This window comes from Rhodococcus sp. P4_B6 (assembly GCF_056402215.1).
The window spans coordinates 1-23,154 of the sequence record NZ_JBFUHV010000052.1; the positions used below are offsets into that span (position 1 = coordinate 1).

General features: G+C 67.4%; 20 protein-coding genes and 1 pseudogene. 9 read left to right on the forward strand and 12 right to left on the reverse strand.

Annotated features, from left to right (window positions below; translation table 11 throughout):
* From AC1DWT_RS23700 to folP, 7 genes are all read right to left on the reverse strand, one after another.
* Window positions 1-1,616: FdhF/YdeP family oxidoreductase (locus AC1DWT_RS23700; RefSeq protein WP_477922429.1), on the reverse strand; the 1,616-nt coding region annotated here is incomplete at its 3' end.
* Window positions 1,617-1,647: 31 nt separating this feature from the next.
* Window positions 1,648-1,905, reverse strand: coding sequence for a DUF3263 domain-containing protein (locus AC1DWT_RS23705; RefSeq protein WP_477922431.1), 258 nt, complete (start codon window positions 1,903-1,905; stop codon window positions 1,648-1,650).
* Between the two features lie 322 nt (window positions 1,906-2,227).
* A complete protein-coding gene (locus tag AC1DWT_RS23710; protein ID WP_477922433.1) occupies window positions 2,228-5,236 on the reverse strand; it encodes a helix-turn-helix transcriptional regulator in 3,009 nt (1,002 codons plus the stop codon).
* Between the two features lie 10 nt (window positions 5,237-5,246).
* Entirely contained in the window at window positions 5,247-6,296 is a 1,050-nt protein-coding gene (locus AC1DWT_RS23715) for a porin PorA family protein (protein ID WP_477922435.1), read from the reverse strand.
* Window positions 6,297-6,625: 329 nt separating this feature from the next.
* A complete protein-coding gene (locus AC1DWT_RS23720; RefSeq protein ID WP_477922437.1) occupies window positions 6,626-7,966 on the reverse strand; it encodes a glycine cleavage T C-terminal barrel domain-containing protein in 1,341 nt (446 codons plus the stop codon).
* 224 nt (window positions 7,967-8,190) lie between these two features.
* On the reverse strand, window positions 8,191-9,441 hold the full coding sequence (locus AC1DWT_RS23725) for an aminodeoxychorismate synthase component I (protein ID WP_477922439.1): 1,251 nt from the start codon (window positions 9,439-9,441) through the stop codon (window positions 8,191-8,193).
* Between the two features lie 73 nt (window positions 9,442-9,514).
* The gene (gene folP / locus AC1DWT_RS23730) at window positions 9,515-10,312 is read right to left on the reverse strand and encodes a dihydropteroate synthase (protein WP_477922494.1); all 798 of its coding nucleotides are present in this window, start codon (window positions 10,310-10,312) and stop codon (window positions 9,515-9,517) included.
* Between the two features lie 422 nt (window positions 10,313-10,734).
* On the opposite strand from folP, the gene purU reads away from it, so the two are divergent.
* Window positions 10,735-11,688, forward strand: a complete 954-nt coding sequence (gene purU / locus AC1DWT_RS23735) for a formyltetrahydrofolate deformylase (RefSeq protein ID WP_477922442.1) — start codon at window positions 10,735-10,737, stop codon at window positions 11,686-11,688.
* Window positions 11,688-12,599, forward strand: a complete 912-nt coding sequence (folD, locus tag AC1DWT_RS23740; protein ID WP_477922444.1) for a bifunctional methylenetetrahydrofolate dehydrogenase/methenyltetrahydrofolate cyclohydrolase FolD — start codon at window positions 11,688-11,690, stop codon at window positions 12,597-12,599. The genes purU and folD overlap by 1 nt, the downstream gene beginning before the upstream one ends.
* Before the next feature lie 68 nt (window positions 12,600-12,667).
* Here folD and AC1DWT_RS23745 read toward each other — a convergent pair whose 3' ends face one another.
* From AC1DWT_RS23745 to AC1DWT_RS23760, 4 genes are all read right to left on the reverse strand, one after another.
* On the reverse strand, window positions 12,668-13,402 hold the full coding sequence (locus AC1DWT_RS23745; RefSeq protein WP_477922446.1) for a GntR family transcriptional regulator: 735 nt from the start codon (window positions 13,400-13,402) through the stop codon (window positions 12,668-12,670).
* A 135-nt stretch (window positions 13,403-13,537) separates the two neighbouring features.
* The gene (locus tag AC1DWT_RS23750) at window positions 13,538-14,290 is read right to left on the reverse strand and encodes an alpha/beta fold hydrolase (RefSeq protein ID WP_477922448.1); all 753 of its coding nucleotides are present in this window, start codon (window positions 14,288-14,290) and stop codon (window positions 13,538-13,540) included.
* Window positions 14,291-14,764, reverse strand: coding sequence for a nuclear transport factor 2 family protein (locus AC1DWT_RS23755; RefSeq protein WP_477922450.1), 474 nt, complete (start codon window positions 14,762-14,764; stop codon window positions 14,291-14,293). It abuts the gene before it with no gap.
* Window positions 14,765-14,797: 33 nt separating this feature from the next.
* Window positions 14,798-15,718 (reverse strand): VOC family protein, encoded by a 921-nt coding sequence (locus tag AC1DWT_RS23760; protein ID WP_477922452.1) that lies wholly within the window; start codon window positions 15,716-15,718, stop codon window positions 14,798-14,800.
* A 160-nt stretch (window positions 15,719-15,878) separates the two neighbouring features.
* Here AC1DWT_RS23760 and AC1DWT_RS23765 point away from each other — a divergent pair, with 160 nt between their 5' ends.
* The 7 genes and pseudogenes from AC1DWT_RS23765 (at window position 15,879) to AC1DWT_RS23795 (ending at window position 22,083) form a co-directional block, all read left to right on the forward strand.
* Window positions 15,879-16,778, forward strand: a complete 900-nt coding sequence (locus AC1DWT_RS23765) for a cupin domain-containing protein (protein WP_477922454.1) — start codon at window positions 15,879-15,881, stop codon at window positions 16,776-16,778.
* Window positions 16,775-17,485, forward strand: a pseudogene (locus AC1DWT_RS23770) (HpcH/HpaI aldolase family protein); the annotation flags it as partial. The gene AC1DWT_RS23765 and the pseudogene AC1DWT_RS23770, both read left to right, overlap by 4 nt.
* Window positions 17,486-17,503: 18 nt before the next feature.
* Window positions 17,504-19,546 (forward strand): acetoacetate--CoA ligase, encoded by a 2,043-nt coding sequence (locus AC1DWT_RS23775; RefSeq protein WP_477922495.1) that lies wholly within the window; start codon window positions 17,504-17,506, stop codon window positions 19,544-19,546.
* Entirely contained in the window at window positions 19,546-20,340 is a 795-nt protein-coding gene (locus AC1DWT_RS23780) for an enoyl-CoA hydratase/isomerase family protein (protein WP_477922456.1), read from the forward strand. The genes AC1DWT_RS23775 and AC1DWT_RS23780 overlap by 1 nt, the downstream gene beginning before the upstream one ends.
* Before the next feature lie 25 nt (window positions 20,341-20,365).
* Window positions 20,366-20,545 (forward strand): hypothetical protein, encoded by a 180-nt coding sequence (locus tag AC1DWT_RS23785; protein WP_477922457.1) that lies wholly within the window; start codon window positions 20,366-20,368, stop codon window positions 20,543-20,545.
* Between the two features lie 62 nt (window positions 20,546-20,607).
* The gene (locus AC1DWT_RS23790; RefSeq protein ID WP_477922458.1) at window positions 20,608-20,799 is read left to right on the forward strand and encodes a hypothetical protein; all 192 of its coding nucleotides are present in this window, start codon (window positions 20,608-20,610) and stop codon (window positions 20,797-20,799) included.
* A gap of 99 nt (window positions 20,800-20,898) precedes the next feature.
* The gene (locus AC1DWT_RS23795; protein WP_477922459.1) at window positions 20,899-22,083 is read left to right on the forward strand and encodes a thiolase family protein; all 1,185 of its coding nucleotides are present in this window, start codon (window positions 20,899-20,901) and stop codon (window positions 22,081-22,083) included.
* Window positions 22,084-22,782: 699 nt separating this feature from the next.
* On the opposite strand, the gene AC1DWT_RS23800 is transcribed toward AC1DWT_RS23795, so the two are convergent.
* On the reverse strand, window positions 22,783-23,142 hold the full coding sequence (locus AC1DWT_RS23800) for a DUF4345 family protein (protein WP_477922460.1): 360 nt from the start codon (window positions 23,140-23,142) through the stop codon (window positions 22,783-22,785).
* Between the last annotated feature and the right edge of the window lie 12 nt (window positions 23,143-23,154).

A 23,154-nucleotide genomic window follows, 5' to 3' on the forward strand; every position in this document is an offset into this window, starting at 1 on the left:
GACATCGAATCCTCGACCGTCACCTGCTGCTTGCGACCGTTTTGGACGTCCTTGTCGGTGCGCCCGAGCGAGGGCAGGATCAGCGCGGCCCGCCCGGTCACCAGGTGGGAGCGGTTCAGTTTCGTCGACACCTGCACCGTCAACGCACACCGGCGCAGCGCCGCCTCGGTGGTCTCGGTGTCCGGGGTCGCGGAGACGAAGTTGCCGCCCATCCCGACGAACACCGACGCCGTCCCGTCCCGCATCGCCCGGATCGAATCGACGGCATCGAGGCCGTGCGTGCGCGGGGACCGGATACCGAACTCCGCATCCAACGCCGCCAGGAACGCTTCGGGCATCTTCTCCCAGATCCCCATCGTCCGGTCACCCTGGACGTTGGAGTGCCCGCGCACCGGGCACACCCCCGCCCCGGGTTTGCCGATCATGCCGCGCATCAGCAGCAGGGCGACCGCGTCCTGGATGGTGGCGACCCCATGGGTCTGCTGCGTCAGGCCCATGGCCCAGCAGATGATGGTCTTCTCCGACGCGATCAGCGCGTCCGCGGTGGCCCGGATCTGTTCGAGGGTCAGGCCGGTGGCGGCGATGACGGTGTCCAGGTCGACGGTGTTGCGGATGTGGGCGGCGTAGTCGTCCCACCCGGCGCACTGCTCGCGCAGGAAGTCGTGGTCGAGGATTGTGCCGGGGGCGGCGTCCTCCGCGTCGAGGACCAGTTTCGCCAACCCCTGGAACAGGGCCTGGTCGCCGCCGATCCGGATCTGCAGGTACTCGTCCGCGATCTGCACACCGTCCCCGACCACCCCGTGCACCTTCTGCGGATCCTTGAACCGCAACAGTCCGGCCTCCGGCAACGGGTTGATCGCGATCACCTTCGCCCCGTTGGCCTTCGCCTTCTCCAGGGTCGAGAGCATCCGCGGGTGGTTGGTGCCCGGGTTCTGCCCGGCGATCAAAATCAGGTCCGCGTTCTCGAGGTCGGGAACCGACACCGACCCCTTCCCGATCCCGATCGTCTCCACCAACGCACTACCCGACGATTCGTGGCACATGTTCGAGCAGTCCGGCAGGTTGTTCGTCCCGAACGCCCTAATCATCAACTGATACACGAACGCCGCCTCATTGCTGGTGCGCCCGGACGTGTAGAACACCGCCTCGTGCGGCGACGCCAACGCCCGCAACTCGCCGGCGATCATCGCGAACGCCGCGTCCCAGCCGATCGGCTCGTAATGCGAGGCCCCCGGCAACAACACCATCGGATGCGTCAACCGGCCCTGCTGCCCCAACCAGAACTCGGTCCGACCCAGCAGATCCGACACCGAATGCGCCGCGAAGAACTCCGGCCCGACCTTGCGGGTGGTCGCCTCCTCCGCCACCGCCTTCGCCCCGTTCTCACAGAACTCCGCATGCTTGCGGTGCCCCGGAGTCTCCGGCCACGCACACCCCGGACAGTCGAACCCCTCCCGCTGGTTCAACTTCATCAACGTCCGGGCCGTGCGCACCGGACCCATCTGCTCCAGTCCGCGGCGCAACGACACCAACACCGCAGGAACACCTGCCGCATAGGACTTCTCGTGCGTGACGACCACGTCGGATTCGTTGATGTCGTGCTTCGGTGCGGGCATGGTATTCCTTCGAGATCTGCGGGACGAACTACTATCCAGGACTGGTTGGGTTCTTGCGGTGTCGTGGTCGTCGGCGTTGTTCGGGTGGGTTGTTCGACTGTTGGTCGCGGTGTTCCGCTCGTTCGTCGGCGGGAAGATCGCGCGGGCCCTCGTCGTGGATCCGGGTGAGGTGTTCATCGTATCGGTCGGTCGTCATGCCGAATTCGACGAGTACGTCTTCGGATCGTGGCCCACCGAACAGCGACCACCGGCGGGCGAATTCGAGGATGGCGGCATCGAAGCTGTCCACGGCGTTGTCCTTTCGACTGTTCGGCGACGGCACTTCTTGGTTAGGGGTGGTCGCTCGCGTGCGCGTGCGTTGACTCTGGGCAGTGTGAGTTGGCGAAGACGTCGGTTCCGCTCATTGCGATCCAGCGTCGCTGAATTCGGGCGAGCGCGATTTGTCGGGCGAGGTGCCGGATGAATGCCGCGGACCGGTTGGGCGCGAGCAGGCCAGCGAGGGCGATGACGGCGTGGGTGGCCAGTAGGAGCACTCGGAGGTTCCTCATCATGGGGCGCCGCGCGCAGGGGCGCGGATACGTCCCTGCGATCGATGCGTTCGGGGGTGTTGTTCAGACCGGTGTACCGGTGGGATGCTCACCGTCGCTGTCGATCGCCGCACGCAGCGCGTCCCGCGAGTCGATGTCGAGTTTCCGGTAGATGTTGCGCCGGTGCCATTCGACGGTGCTCATCGTCAGGTAGAGCGTTTCGGCGATGCTCCGAGTGGTCAATCCGTCCGCGAACAGTGCGGCGATACGTTGCTCGCTGGGCGTGAGGGCATTGAGACCGTGGATGACCTGTCGGCGGGGTCGTGCGCCACTGACGAGCAGTTCCTGATGGGCCTGTCGTTCGACTGCCGTCGCCCCGGAGCGGTGGGCGAGATCAAGTGCCTCGCGCAAGGTCTCGCGAGACCGAACTTTCTTCCCGATCCGGCGTTGCGCGGATCCCAGTTCGATGAGGGTGCGGGCGAGCTCGAGCGGCGAGCTTTCGGCGGATTCGAGGACGGTGACCGACTCTTCGAGTAGGGCGATCTCGGGGTTGGGTGAGGCCACCAATGCTCGCTCACGCAGGGCCGAGCCCAGGGTGGAGCAGAGGCCGAACTGGCGTGCGAGCTCGATGTCGCGGTCGATCAGCTCGATGGCCGCTTCGGTTTTCCCGGCCGCGTGCAGGGCGCGGCCGGCGAGTGAGCGCCAGGGGGCGAGCATGTAGCCGGGGTTGTGGAAGCGGTTGTTCTCGAGGAGCTTCCCGACGCGTAGGAAGTCATCGGATGCGCCGTGGAAGTCGCTCTGCAGCAGGCGCAACCGGCCACGCGCCATGTAGAACCAGACGTTCAGCGTGCGTGTTTCCCGGCTGCGCAGTTGCGCCTCGGCGTCGTGGAGGACTTCGGCTGCCTGTTCGAGTTCGCCGCGGTCGATCAGGCAGTAGGCCAGAATTCCCTGTGGGGCGGGGACGGTCGAGTTCCATCCGCGTTTCATTCCGATGATCGCGGCCTGAGCGTCGACCATTGCCTCGCTGACACGGCCGAGGGAGTACATCGCCATGGAACGGGCGAGCGAGATTTCGGCGAAGATCAGCGAGTCACCCCGCATCCGGGCGTCGGTGAGGACGCTGTCGGCGACTTCGGCGGCGTCGTGGGCTCGGCCGCACCAGGTCAGGGCGAGGATGGCGTGGCTGATGGTCATGCCGTCGGAGGTTTCGCGCCAGAGCTTCACGCTGTCGCCGAGTGCCTGGAGAACCAGTTCCGCGTGGTCGGCGGAGCGGGGTTCGGACATGGCACGGAAGACTGCCAGGTGCAGGATCAGGAGTCGCTCGGCTGAGGTGAGGTCGGATTGTGCCGGGAACGTCGTGGCCAGTGCGCTGACCCGTTGGTGGGCCTCGTGGGGACGGTCGACCAGGTACGCCGCAGACGCCATGTAGCCGGCCTCGAATCGCAGCGCGAGGTCGCGGTCGGTGTGGGTGAAGGTGTCGGCTCCCTTGCGGAAGACGGTCAGGGCCTCCGCGGGGCGCCCGTATCGGAACAGGGTCTGGCCGAGTGCGTACATCGCTCGGGCCTGCTCGTCGGGTTCGTCGATCAGTTCGAGTGCGGACTCGAGGTGGACCAGGGAGTTGGTCTCCCCGGCAGCGGCTTCCATGATGCCGAGATCGATGAGCAGGTTCGCGTGCTGGCGCGGATCCTCGTGCTGCATCGTCAAGGCCCGACGGAGGTATCCGGCCGCGGCGCTCGGGGCGCCCTTGCGTGCGGCGCTTTTCGCCGCCGAGTGCAGGGCTGTTCGTGCCCACTCGGAGTCGGTGGGCGCTCCTCGCATCAGGTGCACTGCAACTCCGTCCATGTCCGCCTCGGCCGCCCGGAGCAGTTTCGCGGCTTCGAGGTGGCAGCGGGCGCGGTCGTTGGAGGGAAATTTGCGGTAGACCGCGGCACGAATCATGGGGTGGTAGAACGACAGGTTCGCCGCGCCGGCGAAGATCTGTGCGGTGGCGAGCCGTTCGGCGGCGACGGTGGCAGCGGCGAAGTCGAGCCCACTCAGCTCCGCCGCCGTCACCAGCGATGTCGAGGTACCCAGGACCGCAACGGCGCGTGCCAGGGCGAGCGCGTCGTCGCCGAGTCGGGCGATGCGGAGCATGACACTGCGGGTGACGGATTCGGGTGCGGTGTCCGGGACGGCGCCGTAGGGGTTGGCGGCCCCGACAGCCGAGCGGGAGTCCATCGCTGTGGCCAGTTCGCGAAGCAGGAAGGGGTTCCCGCGGGTCGCGGTCCAACTTTCGTCGATCAGAGCGTCGTTGTCGTCGGCGTCGGGTAGCAGTGTGTGCAGCAACTCCTTGACCGCGTCGCGGCTCAGTTCCGCAGGTTGCAGGGTGTGCGAAGCCTGCAGGGCGATGCGAGCGACGAGTTCGTTCTCGGCGGCCGGATCTCCGGTGCGAACCGCACCGACGATGATGACCGGAAGGTCTCCGAGTCGCTGGGCGAGGTAGAGCAGGAATCGCAACGACAGCTCGTCACCCCACTGCAGGTCGTCGGCGATCAGGACGAGGGGCCGCTCCTCGGCGAGATTGGCGATGAGCCAGTAGAGGCTGTGCAGCAGCACGAACTCGTCGGTGAGGGCGGTGGCGGTCTCATGCAAGGGTCGTCGGAGCATCGGCTCCACCAGGGCCGCGTGTCCGCGGAATACCGCTTCGAGTTCTACCTGCGAAGCCCGGGCGATCCGGGTTTCCAGCAGGCGCAGGGCGAGCCCGAGCGGGAATTCCTGCTCGAGCTCGCCCCCACAGGTGGTCAACACTTCTGCGCCGAAGTCCTCACCGATTGCCTGCGCTGCGGCCAGCAACCGTGATTTGCCGATTCCGCTGGGTCCTTCGATGAGCAGCATCTGGCCGTCACCGCGCGTTCCGCTGCGGACTGCGCGGGTGATCGCCTCGACCTCTCTGCCGCGTTCGAGGAGCGGGGCAGGGTTGTCGGTCGACTGCTCGGGGGTTGGCATATCCACCTTCTCCGCGAACGATGCGGCTCCCTGCTCGGGTTGGACCTCCCGCGCGGCGTCTTCCAAGACACCGGGCAGGTCGGTTGTCTCACCTTGTGTATACAACATTGTTGTCCGTCTATCGATCGATCGCGACAGACTCTTCTCCGGTGTGCGTTTCACGGGTGGGGGTGGCCTGCTGCGTCGGCGGGTGCCGGCGCACGAACGCCACTGCGAGTGCGATCACCCCGAGCAGGAGCAGCACGATCGGGGCCACGGTACCGAGCACGGTCAGTGCGGTGCTGATGCTCGCGGCCGTGTCGGCGGCTGCTTGTTGGCTCTCGGGTGTGACGGTGGCGTCCACGGCGAGCACCGGGGTGACGTCGGTGACGCTGCCGTTCGCCGGGACTCCCGCGGTGACCTGTTGCTGCAACCGGGCGTCGAGGACGACGCCGCTGGTGTTGTCGACATAGAAGGTCAGGGTGGTGTCGGCGGTGTATGCCAGCGGCACCGGATCGGGCAAGGTCGGGACGAGGGGTCCGACGGCTGCCATCACGTCGGCGGGCAATGCCGGTGCGAGACTGGCCAGCAGGTTCTTCGGCAGCGCTGGTGGCAGGGTGGCCAGGGTTGCGTCGTCCTTCAGATTTCCGGACACGGTGGTCGTGTAGACGCGTACGTCGCGGCCTTGCCGGGTGTCCTGGCCGGTATAGGTGATCGGTGCGCTGGTACGCGACTGCGGGTCCCAATAGGTGTAGCGGTCCTCCGGTGCCGGGCGGACGGGGAAGGCGACGGTCAGCCCGGATGCCTGCTCCACCGCAGGTGCGCCGTCGGGGCCGCTGACGGCCTCGAGGCTGGTGCGGTCGACGGCGTAGGTGTGGGTGCTGGGCAGAACGGCCGGACCTGCCTGGATGGTCGCCTCGTCGGCGACGACGGCGGTGCTGCCACTGGTGTCGAGGACGTGGACCCGTCGGTCGATCGTGACCGGCACATCCTTGGCGATGGCGTTCGCGACGTCGCCGGTCTGCAGGGCATCCGCGTTGAGCAGTGTCGCGGTGCCGGTGTAGGTGACGGTGACATCGGTGTCCGACGGCAACTGGGCCATGTACGGGGTGACGACGAAGCGGGTGAGTGCGGCCAGTGCAATCAGCACGAGGCCGATCACCCCCCACACGGCAGATGAGCGTCGCATTTTCACAAAGGTCTCCAGTTCGGGCTGGGGCGAGGTCATCGCCTCACCGGGTGGTCGGCCACACCGAGGCGCGCCGAGAGGCGATTCGGCGGCGGCCGGCCTTCAGATGCCCGCACACAGAAGCTGGCTGCGTTGCGGGCGAGAGTGGGGCGCTCACGCAGGTGGGATCCTCCGATTGATCCAGACCCCACCTGCGCGGTCCCGGGGGCGCATTGTGCGCCGGTCACAGATACCTATGACAGTCGAGCTCGGGTGGCACGATCACCTGCGGATGCTCGAGCAGACCGACCCGGTCCGCTGCCTCGCAGCCACGAGGACATGCTGCGGTCTCACACGGCCAGTGCCGGTTCCTCCTGGGACAGGTCGCGGCGCCGGCTGTCCTGCTTGTAGGGGGCCGGTGCGACCGTGGCCCGAATTTCGGTCTGCGGCGTGCCGGGCTTGCCCCACAACACGGTGACCTCGGTGCCGGGTTCGGCGTACTCGGTATCGATGAAACTCAGCGCGAGGGTCTTCCTGAACCACCGGCTGTAGCCGGGGTGCGTCGCGTGGCCGATCTTCTTGCCGTCCTTGAGGATCCAGTCGACCCAATTGCACACCAGCTGCACCTCGGGGAGGTCGAACTGCTGGTAGACAGGACCGTCGGCGTAGAGCGAGGCGTGGATACGCTTGACGTCCTCGCTGTTGAATTCGAGGGTGACGACCTGGCGGCGCGGGTGGGCGGCTTCCTTCTCGAGTGCTTCGCGGCCCGGGAAATCGTGATCGAACGCAATGTTGCGGCCCCAGCCCATTTCGATCGGGCTACGGTAGAGCTCCTTGAGGTCGTCACCGTCCCAGCTGCCGTCGAAGGAGGTCGAGAAGTTATGGCGCAGTGGACCGTTGAACGGTGACTCCACCCATTCCGGCGGGAGGTTCTCGTCCATGAACTTGTGGTAGTCGGCCTTGCTCTCGTCGGAGAGGGCATTGAAGAAGTGCATTGCCCCGGTCGGGTAACAGGCCTCGAGGTGGTTGATCATGAAGGTGCGGGTACCGAGCCGGCGGATGCCGAAGTCCTTGCCGGCCTCGAGGATGGCCTCGAGGACCTTTCCGTGGTTCTCGATGGGCCCCTGAATCTCGAAGCCGATCTCACCGGCCATGCCCTGACGAAGGAATGTCACGTCGATGTCGTTGATGACACCCTGACGAGTGTTCATGAACTTCACATCACGAAGCCCGGTCTCGGTGAGCTTTTCGATCACTGCCAGGGCCTTGGGCCCGGAGACCTGGAACTTGTGCGTGAGCGGGAACGAGACCTCGACGTCGTAGCCGCCCTTGCGGGCGTTGTACAGCGACCACTGCGGGGTGCCGACCTGATATTCGAAGTCGTCCTCGGCGTGCCGGAGCAAGATGCCCTCGGAGATGACCTTGCCGTCGTCGTTGCACTGGATGACGTGCTTGGCCTTACCGACCGGAAAGTTGACGAAATCGTTGACCGACAGGTCACGGAAGAGCTTGAGCGCGTCGGGTCCCTTGAAGCGGATCTGCGGGACGAAAGACCAGTCACCGACATAGCAATCGGTGTGCCACGACAGCTGCTCGTCCATCCATCCCGAGTGTTCGGGCGGCCCCATGACCGGAAAATATCCGACGGGCGCGATTCCCGTGAAGGCGCGGAAGGGTGCTGGGTCCGTCATTTGAGTTTCCTCCTGAAGATTGTGACCGCGACCACATCGGGCGGCCTTCGTCAGCGTATGCCGCACCACACCCCGTTTCGGCCCTCCGAACCCCCGGGGGTTTTGATCCCATGGGGTCCCCTGACCACCCCCCGGGGGGAGGGGCCCCTGCCGTGTTTGGGCAGGTGGAAGGGCCGTGCGGGTGTGTTTCCTGCACGAGGTCTGCGGTGGTGGGGTTTGGGGGGTCAGGGCCGCGGGGTGAGTGCGGGGGCCGGGGTGGGGGTGAGTTCGATGATGCTGCGGGCCTTGTCGAGGCATTCCTGCCATTCCGCGGCGGGGTCGGAGTCGATGGTGATGCCGCCGCCGACACCGAGGACGGCGCCGCCGGTGGGGGTGAACTCGACCGTGCGGATGGCGACGTTGAGTTCGAGGCCGGCCAGCGGGCTGCTCATCCCGACGGTGCCGCAGTACACCCCCCGAGGTTGCGGTTCCCACCCGGAGATCAGTTGCCGGGCCCGTGTTTTCGGGCATCCGGTCACCGATGCGGGCGGGAAACTCGCCTCGAACAACTCGGCCGAGGTCGTGGCGGTCGGTATCTGCGCCTGCACGGTGGACACCAGATGCCACACCCCGGGGGCGGGGCGCACGCGCAGCAGGTCGGTGACGGTGACAGTGCCGGTGACCGCGAGCCGGCCGAGGTCGTTGCGGACCAGATCGACGATCATCACGTTCTCGGCGACGTCCTTGGCCGAGACCCGCAGGGCGGCGGGATCGGCGGTGAGCGGCAGGGTCCCCTTGATGGGGCTGGAGGTGACGGTGGTGCCGTGGCGGGCCAAATAGAGCTCCGGGGACAGGGAGGCGACCGCCCCCCAGTCACCCTGCAGGTAGGCCGCCCGGGTGGGGTGGGTCCGGTCGATGCCGTCGGCGAAGAAGTCCGCGGGCCGGCCGGTGATCTGCCCGGTGAACTGGGTGCAGATGCAGCTCTGATACACCTCGCCGGCGCGGATCGCGTCCTTGCAGGCCTCGACGTTGTGGTGGTGGGCTGCGCGGTCCGGCGGTGTCCACCGCATCGACCACGCCCGGGGTTCGGACCGTGGATCGAGGGCGGCGGCGGCCACATCCGGTGGGCAGGGGGTGTCGGTGAGGCTTTCGTACCACCAGCACCCGTCGGTGTCGAGGCGCAGCACCGAGTCGGTCCAGCCGCCGGCGGCCGCGGGCAGCCGGCCCGCACCGTCCGGATATCCCAGGTACCCGATCCATCCGCCGCCGATCAGCGGGTCACCGGGAGCAGGCGGACGGTCCGGGTGCCCGGAGGAGAACGCGGCCCGGGGTGCGACCGGCTGGGTGTGCAGGTGCGGGGCGATCACCGCGGCCGCGCCGAACCACTGGCCGACCAGCGCCGCCGGGCCCGGCAGCAGCACCTGCCGGGCCCGGGCGTGCAGCGCCCGGAGCACCTCCGCGGGCCGGCCACCGGGCCCTAGACGTTGCAGGCGCACGGTCGGACACCCGAATTCCTCATCGACGCAACCACTTCGGTTCCATCACCGGCGGGATGGGGCCAGCCGATCATCAGCTCGCGCCCTGCCACGCCGCCGCCACAGCCACAGCCCGACGGGTGGATTTCACGTTATGGACTCGCACGCAGTAGGCGCCGGCTGCGGCCGCGAGGGTGGAGACCGCGCAGGTGAGGTCGTCGCGGTCGGCGGGCGGGGGGATGGTGTCTTCGACGTCGGTCATCAGTGCCCCGAGGAAGGACTTGCGGGAGGCGCCGACCAGTACCGGCCGGCCCAGCTCACGGATCCGGTCGAGGTGGGCGAGCAGCGCCCAGTTGTGGGCGCCGGTCTTGGCGAATCCGAGTCCTGGGTCGAGAACGATGTGGTCCTCGCGGATCCCGGCACCGATCAGGGCGTCGAGGCGGTCCGCGAGTTCGGTGACGACATCGGTGACGACATCGTCGTAGACGGCGCGCTCGGCCATCGTGGTGCTGTGTCCGCGCCAGTGCATGGCGATGAACGGCACACCCAGGTCCGCGACGGTCGCGGCCATCGCCGGGTCGGCCAGTGCGCCGCTGACGTCGTTGACCATCGATGCCCCGGCCGCGACCGCGGCGGCCGCGACCTCCGCGCGCATGGTGTCCACACTGACCAGGACACCGGCCGCGCTCAGCGCCCGGACGACCGGAAGCACCCGCCGCAGCTCCTCTGCGACCGGAACCCGCTGTGCCTGCGGCCGGGTGGACTCGCCGCCGACGTCGACGATGTCCGCTCCCTCGGCCACCAACGCCAGCCCTCGGGTGATCGCGGAATCGGCGGCGGCGCACAGCCCCCCGTCGGAGAACGAATCCGGAGTGACGTTGACGATGCCCATCACCAGGCATCGCGCCGGCGCGGGCAGCCGCGACGATCGGACCCCGGATCGGGGTACCGCATCGGTGATGTGGTCGCGTTCGGTCGGGCGCGGCGGGTGAGAGTGTTCGGTCATGATGTGGTGCATTGCTGCCTTCCTGCCGGCCCGTCCCCCATCTCCTGGCGGGCGGCGTCAGCGAAGCGCTTGCCCCCTGCACCGAGCGGACCGGATATCTGCGGTGAACGTTAGTGACCGAGAGGCCGGACACGGCAGGGCTCGGGGGTATTCCCACCCCGGTGGGGCACAAATCCCATGGGAATCACCGGGCGAAATCGACCCTGCCCCGCCCATACGCTGAGTGCTGTCTCGAGTCGGACCCCATCTGCGGTCCCCATCGCCTCGGACCTCACGACCCCCGCTTTCATCCCGCTCAGGAGGGCATCATGACTGCCACACCGTCGACGTTGGCACCCACAACCGTGGACTTCGCTCCACCGCGCGCCGCTGGAGCTCAGGGCAAGTCCGGCGGGGGCGAGCTGACCGATCTGGGGCGTCTGATCCTGCACTGCGCCGATCAGCCCGGCATCGTCGCCGCGATCTCTCGGTTCCTCGCCGACCACGACGCGAACATCATCGAGTCCGATCAGTCGACGAGCGACCCGGAAGGTGGGCACTTCTTCCTGCGGATGGTGTTCCACAAACGTGACCTCCAGGCACACCTCGAGGAGATGGAGGCGACGTTCGAGGCCTCGATCACCGATCAGTTCGACGTCACGGACTGGTCGATAACCAGTGCCTCGGCACCGAAACGGGTCGCGGTGATGGTCTCGAAGTACGACCACTGTCTGTTGGATCTGCTCTGGCGCGCCCGCCGCGGCGAGCTGCCCGTCCAGATCGGCCTGGTCATCTCCAACCACGCCGATCTCGCGGCGGAGGTCCGTTCCTTCGGTGTGCCCTTCGTGCACATTCCGGTGACCCGCGATACCAAGGCCGAGGCCGAGGCCAAGCAGCTCGAGTTGCTGCGCGGCAACTTCGATCTGGTCGTGCTCGCCCGCTACATGCAGATCATCACCAACGACTTCCTCGAGAAGGTCGGGTGCCCGATCATCAATATCCATCATTCCTTCCTGCCCGCCTTCATCGGCGCCGGCCCGTACCAGAAAGCCAAGGATCGGGGGGTCAAGCTCGTGGGCGCGACCGCGCACTACGTCACCGAGGACCTCGACGAGGGCCCGATCATCGAGCAGGACGTGGTCCGGGTCAGCCACCGGGACGACGTGGCGACCCTCGAACGGCGTGGCGCCGACGTCGAACGTTCGGTGCTGCATCGAGCCGTGCTGTGGCACTGCGAGGACCGCGTCCTGCGTCAGGACAACACCACGGTGGTGTTCGCCTGATGAGCGCCACCATCATCGACGGCAAGGCCGTCGCCCAGACGTTGCGGCACCGAGTCGCCCAAGAGGTCGCCGCGCTCGACCGCCGTCCCGGGCTCGCGACAATCCTCGTCGGCGAGGACCCGGCGTCGGCGATCTACGTGTCGAACAAGCGCAAGCTCTGCGTGGAGGCCGGGATGCGGGACCGGCACCGGCTCCTGCCCGCGCAGGTGTCGCAGGCAGAGGTCGAGGACGTCATCGACGAACTCAACCTCGATCCCGAAGTGGACGGCATTCTTCTGCAGCTACCGTTGCCCAAACATCTCGATGCCCCGTCGCTGATCGAACGGATCGATCCGGACAAAGATGTCGACGGGCTCACCGAGACCAACGCCGGACGTCTGGCGCTGGGCAGGCCCGGTCTGCGCCCGTGCACCCCGTCGGGGGTGATCCAGCTGCTCGACTCCGCCGGCATCCACCTCGAGGGAGCGCACGCGGTCGTGGTGGGACGCTCCGATCTGGTGGGGCGTCCGCAGGCCCAGCTGCTGCTGGCCCGCGATGCGACGGTCACCGTCTGCCACCGGCATACACGGGATCTGGCCAGTCATACGCGCGACGCCGACATCGTCGTCGCGGCGGCCGGGGTACCGAAACTCATCGGTGCCGAGCACATCAAACCGGGCGCGACGGTGATCGACGTCGGAATCCACCGCACCGAGGGCGGCCTGTGCGGCGATGTCGACTTCGATGCCGTGGCCGGTATCGCCGGTCACATCACCCCGGTCCCCGGTGGGGTGGGCCCGATGACCATCGCGACGTTGCTGCGCAACACGTTGACCGCGGCCAATCTGCACAACAGCTCGCACCGGGAGACCCGTACCAACGGGTCCGGGCCCGCGCGCGATGGCGTGGCAGTCACGGCAGGACAACCGTAGCGAGCCGGGCGATGTTCCTGCCCACCGTGCGCCCACGAAGTGCTGCGGCGTCTGACTCCCGGGCGGGGTCAGACGCCGGGCGCGGCCTGGGCGGGGACCGGGCGGGCGCGACCGCTGGCCGCATGCACGATGGGGGCGATCATCTTGTGGCTGTAGACGACGTGCTCGACGACGGCGTCGCGGACGGTGTTGGCATCGCCGCCGCGGGCTGCGTCGACCAGGACCCGGTGGGAGGCAATGATCCTGTCCGCCACCTCCGGGTCCGGGTGCGCCCCGACGTACAGCTGGATGTAGCGCTCGGATGCCACCCACAGTTGGTCGAGCAGTCGGCGGTCCCAGTCGGTGGCACTGGGGAGCATCAGCAGGTGGAATCTGGCGTGCACGGAGTAGACGTCGAAGGCGTTGCCCCGGGTGATGATGCGTTCGAGCTCGCCGAGGGTCTCGTCGAGCAGTCTGAGCCGATCCGGAGTCATGAGCTCCGCCGAACGTTCGGCGATCTGCCCTTCCAGCAGGCCGCGCAGCCGGTAGACGTCGTCGAAGTCGTCGGTGTTGATGGGGGCGATCTGCGGTCGCCGGCCTCGCCGGAACTGCACCAGCCCGCGGCCCTCGAGGCGGCGCAGGGCTTCGCGGATCGGGACATTACTGACGTCGAGGATCGCACTGAGTTCCTGGATGGCCACCGGTTGTCCAGGCTTGAGCTCGTTGGCGAGGATCATGTTCAGGATATGCGCGGCGACCTGGTCCACGACGGATCTCGGGCCGGAGCCGGAGCCGTCCCGCGTGGCCCCATCAATGTCTTCCATTAGCAGGATCCTATCCCTCCGGATCACACGAACCGTCGTGCGCTGCCGTGTTCCTACCGGGCTGTCCCGGCAGGTCGATTGTCGATGCCGGAGGCCCGGCCACCCGACAGTGGCCCGGCCTGCGGGCTGTGTGTGCTATCCGGGGCGCGCCCGCATAGCGGTGGGCACCTCGGGCGGCGCGGGGCGCCGGTGTTGCAGGAACTGCGCCGCCTGCGCCTGTAATCGTGGCGAGTGGGGTGTTGAGACGTGATCGACTCCGTCGAGAACGAGGCCGGTCAGCTGCGGGATCGCCGCGCTGACCTGATCCGCCGCGCCGGCGATGACGTCGCGGTCGCCGACCGCCAGCAGGACCTCGGCACCGATCGCATGGAGTTGGTCTGCGGTGAGCAAGGACGGGGGGCGCTGGATGGCGGCCGCGAGGGCCTGTGGGTCGTTGCCGGATGCGAGCGCCTCGGCGAGCACGGGACGCAGTGCGGCCGGGGTGTCGTCGGTGATTCCCGCGTGCAGTGCCTGCGCCACTGCTGCACCGTTTTCCGGGCGCAGCAGATTGTCCCCGACGCCGGCGATGACCAGTCGACGGAACCGCTGGGGCTGCTCGGCGGCGAGCTGGAGCAGGAGTTTGCCGCCGAGCGAGAACCCGACCCCGTCCACCGGTGTGTCGTCGGGCAGATGTTCGGCGAGCTCGTCGGCCATGTGCGCGTACTCGCCGCTCTCGTGCGGGGCACGGGAGGCCCCGTGCCCGAGCAGGTCCACGCGAATGATCCGGCGGCCGTCCTGTTCGAGGGTTCGTTCGAGGTCGGAGCCACCCCAGGTTCGCTCGTAGGTGCTGCCCCACCCGTGAACGAGGACGACGGGTGGGGTGCACGTGTGGTCGCAGGCCACGTTCATTCACTTCCTGCCGAGAAGGACCGAGTCATTGTCCTGCGCGACGAAGACCGCTTCCAGGACGCGGCGGCGGATCAGCCAGTCGCCGCCCGTCCTGACGAAGTCGTCGACGACGTCGCAGATCGCCGACGGCGAACCCAACTCCAGGGGCGCAATCCCGTTCCGGGCGAAGAGGGTCAGGGCGTACGTGGCGGTGACCAAAGCGTCGTCGTGGTGGTCGGTGACGAGATTGGACACGAGGTGACGCGACAGGCGCGGCCCGTGGGCCTGGCGTGCCGCGTACCCTCGTACGATCTCGTCCCGGCCGGTCATCGTCAACGCCGGCATCACACACACCCCGTCTTCGGTGTACAGCAATTCGCTACCGATCCCGGCGGCCCGGTCGACGTTCCACCAACTGCGGTACACCGCCTGCGCGATCTCGGTATGACGATTCGACTCGGCGGCCGCCGGGCCGTGCGGGGGGTCCGAAGACATGCACTTCTCCTGAGGGAAGGGGATGGGACGGGGCTACGAACCGATCGTCATGAACGACTCGGGCATGTTGTACGCCCACCCGTTCATGATCTCGGGGAACTTCTCGGGGCTGGTCTCGCCGATGTAGCCCGGGTCGTCGTCCTCGAATTCGTTCATGCCGCAGCTGAATTCGTTGCGGTTTCCGGTCGGGTCGAAGGCGTAGGCGAAGTTGTTGGTGCCGAAGCCCTGGGTGTCGCGCGGGATGCCGCCCATGTGCCTGCCCGGCCCGAACTCCCACCGGTTGCCCGTCTCGGTGAGCCGGTCGCTCAGGCGGAAGTAGTGGTTGCCGTCCTGGACGGCGAACGCGACGTGGTGCAGGCGGTCCGAGGGACGCTGCGCCTGCATGTAGGCCAGGTCGTGGTCGAGCTTGGACGCGCGCAGCCAGGAGGCCGCCCACTTGCCGGCGATGGTCAGTGCGAGGGACTGCTTGAAGCCCAGGACCATCTTCATGAACTCGGAGAACTCCTGCGGATCCCCGTCTCCGAGAAGGTTGATGTGGTCGATGTCGGTGGGAATGAACGAGCCGTCCGACTGGAAGCTCGTCACCCCGGCCCGCCGGTCGCCGTCACCGACCACGAATTCCATCCGATGACCGCTGGGCAGGTCGAATCCGAGGATGTCGCTGTGGCCGGGCCGGTCGGCTTCCTTGTACCGCTTGTGCGCCACCCCGTTCTTGTCCAGCCGCGAGATGATTTCGTCCAGGTCATCGGCATGGTCGACACCGAACGCGAAGCTGTCGATGCTCTGCCCGCCGTCGATGAGCGTGAGGTCAGCGGCGGTGCCCGAACACGCCAGCAACGCACGATCGGCGTTGCGGTCCAACACGGTCAGCCCGAGGACACCCTCGTACCACTCCAGCGCCTGACCCAGGTCCTTGACCCGCACGGCCGCGTGGTCGATCCGGTTGATTGCCATTTGTTACTCCTCGGAAGTTCGTTGACACGTTGTGAGCACGATCACCTATACTCAACACACGAATCGTATACACACTTTGGTAGGGCTGTAAAGAAGCGATCCGAACTCGGATCGCAGCGAGCCCTCAGTGGTTTCGCGGCACCGACAATGGAGGTAAGAGATGTACGCGGCAGATGACGTGCGGTCGAAGCTCGCGGGCGGCAAGCCGCAATCGCAGGGCCCGCCGGCTACCGGTATCCGAGCGGCGCAGTACCTCGAGTTTCGGCAGTCCGACCCGGACGAGATCACCATGAAAGGCTCCAAGACCTGGGTCTTTCGCAGTCAGAACCTGGCCGTTCTGTGGACCGACGCCGTCGCCGGCGACGAATTTCCGCGCGAGCAGGACGACGAGTACGTCGCCCTGCTCTACTCCGGCAGCGCCCAGATTCGGGTCGCCGCCGGCCACGACAGTGCCGAGGTCACCGACGACGCCCTGGTGGTGATTCCGCCCGGTGCGAGCACCATCGAAGCGCTGACCGACGGGCCGGTCATCCGGTTGATCACCACGCAGAACGACGTCGCGGCCACCGCCCAGAACGCCGCCGCCTACACCGAACGGGACCCGCAGGTCGCTCCCTGGCAGCCGTGGCCCGACCCCGTCGACGGCTTCCGGCTGCGGGTCTACCCGCTCGCCCAAACGCCCATCGCCGAGGGCAGGTTCGGACGGATCTTCCGCACCACCAACATCATGGTGAACTTCCTCGCCGAGGAATCCGCACCCCGGCCACCGGCCAAGCTCTCGCCCCACCACCACGACGACTTCGAGCAGATGTCGCTCGCCGTCACCGGTGACTACGTCCACCACATCCGCTACCCGTGGGGACCGGACTCGACCGAGTGGAAACCCGACGAACACACCCCGGTCGGTTCCCCCTCGGTGGCGATCATTCCCCCGCCCACCGTGCACACCAGCCAAGGGGTGGGCCCCGCCCAACAGCTGATCGACATCTTCTCCCCACCTCGCCAGGACTTCTCCGATGCTGGTTGGGTTCTCAACGCAAAGGACTACCCGACCCGATGATCACGACCCACACCACCTGCGGTTTCCGTGCAGCCCTCGAACGAGACAACCATCTCCCGCTCGGCACCTGGATCAAGCTTCCCGCCCTCGAAAGCGTCGAACTCGTCGCCGGCGCCGGATTCGATTTCATTGTGATCGATCTCGAACACAGCCCCCTCGACATCGGAACGGTGTACGCGCTCATCGGGATCGCCAAAACCTCCGGCCTGTCCCCGATCGTCCGGATACCCGCCACCGACACCGGACTCATCCAACGGGTGCTCGACAGCGGCGCGGACGGACTGATGTTCCCGCACATCGACTCCGCCGACGAGGCACGCAGCGCCGTCCGAGCCATGCGGTTCCCACCACAGGGAACCCGCGGAGTCGGCAACACCAGCCGCGCCGGACAGTGGGGCGCCCTCGACCGGGACGAGTACCTCCGGTTCGGTAACGAGGAAGTTCTGTGCATCGCTCAGATCGAAAGCGGGGCAGCAGCACTCGTCGCGGGTGACATCGCCGCCGTCGACGGGGTCGACGCCGTCCTCATCGGTGCAGCCGACCTCGCCGTCAGCGAAGGGCAAGCCGAAACCGATGCCCCGATCGTCGAATTGATCGCCAAGGCCATCGCCGCGGTCCAGGCCGCGGGAGTGCCGGTCGGCAACGCCGGGGCAGCCACCGAGGAGGCGGTGCGCGCCACCGTCGACGCCGGCTACGACTTCACCATGCTGAGCAACGACGCCACCCTGCTCGGCAGCGCCGCACGGCAGGCCGTATCCGTCGGTCGCCGCGCCTGCGAGAGGACCGACGGGTCGCCGCAGACCTGGTACCCCACCCGCGAGCGCACCGAGAACGCGAACGTGGAGGTCTTCCGCCGCTGGTTGAAGACCAATCGGGGTCTGCACTTCGACGACTACACCGCACTCCAGCGGTGGTCGGCGACCGACATCACGGCATTCTGGGGCGCGCTGTGGGCATACTTCGACATCGCTGCCGACTCCCCCTACGACCAGGTGCTCGTCGACGAGACCATGCCCGGCGCCCAATGGTTCCCGGGAGCCACCCTCAACTACGTCGATCAGATCTTCCGGCACCGCCACCCTGATGCCGTCGCCGTCATCGACGAAAGCGAACCCGGCGGTGCCGGTCGCCGCACCCTGTCCTGGGCGGAACTCGAGCGGCAGGTTGGTGCCGTCGCCGACACCCTGCGCCGGACCGGAGTAGGGCACGGTGATCGCGTCGTCGGATACCTACCCAACATCGCCGAAGCCGTCGTTGCGTTCCTCGCCACCGCCAGCCTCGGCGCGATCTGGGCGTCCTGCGGACAGGACTACTCCGCGCCGGCGGCCGTGGACCGCCTCGGCCAGCTCGAACCAAAAGCCCTGATCGCCGCCGACGGCTACCACTACGGCGGTAAAGCCCACGATCGGCGTGAGGCCATCGGCTACATCCGATCCCACATTCCCTCCCTCGATGTCACCATCGTCATTCCCCGGATCGGACTCGCTACCGCCGGACTCGCACCGATCACCACCTGGGCCGAGGCCGCCGCCGGTGACACCGCACTCGAGACCACCCCCGTCGCCTTCGGCCATCCGCTGTGGGTGCTGTTCTCCTCCGGCACCAGCGGACGCCCCAAGGGGATCGTCCACGGACACGGCGGCGTAGTGCTCGAACACCTCAAGTCCATGTCCTTCCACCTCGACATCTCCCCCGGTAACACGTACTTCTGGTACACCTCGCCGAGCTGGATGATGTGGAACTTCCAGGTCGCCGGCCTGCTGGTGGGCGCAACCATCGTCTGCTACGACGGCAGCCCCGGCTTCCCCACCACCGACACCCTGTGGGCGCTCGCCGACCGCAACCGCGTCACCCACCTCGGCACCAGCCCCGCCTACCTGCAGGCCTGCGAAAAAGGACAGCACGCCCCCGCCGCCGAGCACGACCTCTCCACGCTCGAGACGCTCGGCGTGACCGGCTCCGTGCTGCCCCCGGCCTCCTGCCACTGGGTCGCCGAACACGTCGGATCCGACGTCCAGGTCGCGTCGATGACCGGCGGAACCGACGTCGTCAGCGCCTTCGCCACCGCCGTCCCCACCGTGCCCGTCCAGGCCGGGGAAATCCCCGTCGTATCGCTGGGCGCGGCACTGGAAGCCTGGGACGAGGACGGCAACGCCCTCATCGGCGACGTCGGTGAGATGGTCCTGACCAAACCGATGCCCTCGATGCCGGTGCACTTCTGGAACGATCCCGACGGCAAGCGGTACCGCGACGCGTATTTCGACACCTACCCCGGCGTGTGGCGGCACGGCGACTGGATCACCATCAGCGACCACGGCAGCGTCGTGGTCCACGGACGCTCCGACTCCACCCTCAACCGCAACGGTGTCCGAATGGGCAGTTCCGACATCTATCAGGCCGCCGAGAAACTCCCCGAGGTCCGGGAATCACTCGTCATCGGAGTCGAATACCCCGACGGGACCTACTGGATGCCGCTGTTCGTCACACTCGCCGACGACACCGTCCTCGACGACGACCTGACCCGCACGATCTGCGACACCATCCGCCGCGACGCCTCACCCCGGCACGTGCCCGACGAGATCCTCGCCGCACCCGCGATTCCGCACACCCGCACCGGGAAGAAGCTGGAAATCCCCATCAAACGACTGTTCCAAGGTGCACCCGTCGACGCCGTCATCGACCCCCAAGCCGTCGACGACGCCGCCGCCCTGCAGTGGTACATCGACCTCGCCGCCCAACGAAACCGCACCTCGGAGGACACGCACTGATGGCACATCTCACCCACGAGCGCATCGCCTTCGAGTCCGATGGTGCGGTCGCCCGCATCACCCTGGACCGCCCCCAGCACGGCAATGCCTTCGACCTTCCGATGGCGGAAGACTTCCTCGAAGCCGCCGAACGAGTCCACGACGCTTGCACCACCGGTCTGCGCGTGGCGGTCCTCGATGCCGAGGGACCGATGTTCTGCGTCGGTGGCGACCTGGAGAGCTTCGCCACCGCCGAGGACCGCAGTGCCCTGATGGACCAGGTGACCTCCACGGCGCACCGCGCGATCGAGTTGCTGACGACGGCGCCGGTACCGGTGGTCACGATCGTCCAGGGAACCGCCGCGGGTGGGGGCATCGGCATCGTGCTCACCGGGGACATCGTCATCGCCGCCGACACCGCGAAGTTCAAGATGGCCTACACCGCAGCGGGACTGAGCCCCGACTTCGGCAGCACCTGGCGCCTGGCCCGCGATCTCGGGCTCGCTCGTGCCCTCGATCTGACCCTGACCAACCGCGTCTTCACCGCTGCCGAAGCGCAGAGCTGGGGGCTGATCAGCCGGGCCGTGGCCCCGGACACCCTGCCGCAGGAGGCCGAATCCGTCATCGAGCAGTTGGCGGCAGGCCCCACCCGGGCGTTGGCCACGTCGAAACGCCTACTCCGAACGTCCGCCGACCACGACTTCACCACCCAGCTCGACCATGAGGCCGCGGCGATCACCACTCTGGTCGACGAACCCGCCGCGCACGAGGGAATAGACGCGTTCCTCACCAGACGCACCCCGCAATTCACCTGACACCCCTTTCGAACCAGGACCGACCATGCCCACACTGATGCTCGACGCCCTCATCGCCGCCGCGACGGTCACCCTCCGACTGTGCCTGCCCGAATCGGTCCGGGTCGCGGTCGCCGACCTCTCCCGTCCGGCGGAGAAAGTTCGAATGTTTCCCCTGTTCAGCGCCGGATACTTGTCTGCCGACGACTCGTGGGCACAGCGATGACGCGGCGACAGCTGGGCACTGCCACGGCGGTCCCCGATCCCCTGACGCCGCAGGAGCGGCGCGTGCTCGAGTTCGCACGAACGTGGGCACCGTTCGGGGAGCCACCCGACGGCGAGATCTTCATCGAGTTCGGCGTCGATCCGACTCGCTTCTATCACGACCTCATGCGCATCCTGTCGACCCACTGTCCCTCCTGCCTCCTCGCACCCGCCGAACGCGCACAGGTGTTGCAACTGGCGAACAACCACACCTGACGGCCGGTCGTCGCCTCGCAGACAACGCTGGCCACGACCGACGCCACCAACTCCACGACCCAAATGATTTGTCACGCAACCACTACAGATCGGACCTTCATGACCTCCCCTGACCGCATCCTCATCATCGACGGCGCCCGCACACCCGTCGGCAGCTTCGGCGGCGTCCTCAAGGACGTACCCGCCCACGAACTCGGCGCGACCGCCGCGAAGGCAGCCCTCGACCGGGCCGGTGTGGCTCCCGACGCCATCGGTGAGGTCGTGATGGGCTGCATCGGTCAGGTCGGCCCCGACGCCTACAACGCTCGGCGGGTCGCACTCGCCGCGGGCCTGCCGAAATCCACCCCCGCGTACACCGTCAACCGACTCTGCGGCTCCGGTCTGCAAGCAGTGTGGTCCGCGGCCATGCAGATGCGCTGGGGCGGGCTCGACCTCGCGTTGGCGGGCGGCAACGACAGCATGTCCCGGATGCCGTTCTACGACTTCGGTGCCCGAGCCGGCTACAAGCTCGGAGACCGCCAACTCGTCGACGGTACCGTCGGAATGCTCACCGACCCCTTCCACGGAATCCACATGGGCGTCACCGCCGAGAACGTCGCCCGCAAATACCACGTCAGCCGTCAAGAACAGGACGAGTTCGCCCTGCAATCGCAACTGCGCGCTGCCACCGATGCCGCGAAAGCCGCGTTCGCCGAGGAAATCACCCCCGTCGAGGTCGGCGGCCGCCGACCGGCCACCATCACCACCGACGAGCACCCCAAACCCGAGACCACCCTCGAGACACTCGGAACGCTGCGCGCCGCCTTCGAGAAGGGTGGCACCGTCACCGCAGGAAATTCCTCCGGCATCAACGACGGCGGCGCCGCCCTCGTCCTGGCCCACGAATCCACCGCACGCGAACGCGGCCTGACCGGCCTGGTCACCCTCGAGGCCGTCACCACCTCCGCCCTCGAACCCGACGTGATGGGCTACGCCCCGGTCCTCGCCCTGAAGAACCTGTTCGAACAGACCGGAACCACCCCCGGCGACATCGACACCATCGAACTCAACGAAGCGTTCGCCGCACAGGCCGTCGCCGTCATCCGCGACGCCAAACTCGACCCGGACAAGACCAACCCCTACGGCGGCGCCATCGCACTCGGCCACCCCGTCGGCGCCACCGGAGCCATCCTCACCCTCCGCGTCGCCAAAGATCTCGTCCGACGCGACCTCGAACTCGGCATCGTCACCATGTGCATCGGCGGCGGCCAAGCCCTCGCCGCACTGCTCCGCCGGGTCCACTGAACCCACCCCTCCCACGGCACCGTTCATACAGGCAGGTGTCGTGCATCCCGTGCACGCTGTCGCCGCCACCGGGGACAGCGTGCACGGACGCATAGCGATCGCCAACTCCGTTGCATAGAGCAGGTCACCCCACCGTCACAGGTCATCGACACCCGACGTGGGCGGGCACATACCGGCGTCACCGAGACCCCCGGCACCGTCGCGTCTCAGGCGATATCGGGGTGGGCTGCGCACACCGACGCGGCAAGTCGCCCGCTGCGATGCACATGCAGTCCGCAGTCCGCAGTCCGCGGTCCGAAATGAGTTCGTCCACCCCCCCCGCCGCCGACCCTACGCATTCGGTGGAAGCGCGCCGGGGCGAGGGCAGCGGTGCAGGCGCAATACGCCCTCACTCAACGACATCGCGCCGCGCGTGGGATCTCCGTGGTGTCAGTATCCCGCGGGATGCGGTTCCCGACCGGATCGCCCGCTCCAACATGGGTGCCGGTCGCGAAGGCATGCAGTAACAGGCGGACTACGTTAAACCCGGCGGCCTCGTTCACGCTCCGCGGCGAGAGGTCGTCGTACTATGCGCGCCGCGAGTGGGACGACAAGTACGTGTCGCTGCGACTACACGGCCAGCACAACGGGGCCAACACCGTCCCAATTGACACGGAATCCCGAGACGCACTCACTCCGTGCCGGCACCAAACCAGCTCATTATCGAGACCCGGCACCTCGACTTGCGAAACGTCGTCGCCAGGCCAGAATTGCCGGCACGACGCCGACCTCGAGCGCGATTGCAACCATCCCAACAGGATGCGGACGTCCGGCCTGCTTCCACGACAACAGCCGCGCCAATCCCCCAGCGAACACTGCCCCCAAGGCAGCGGTGACCGCGGGCGAATCCTCCACCGTACCCAATCGAGAGAGAATGATCGGACCGACAGCAGCCTTGAACACATTGGCGTATCGGAGTTCTCCGTCGATCAACGCAGAAACCTCGGATATGTTCCCGGGCACTGCATCCGCACCCAACAGAACCTGCTGCGCCCCGCTGATGGTCGGGACCAACGCCATGAGCCCGAGGTC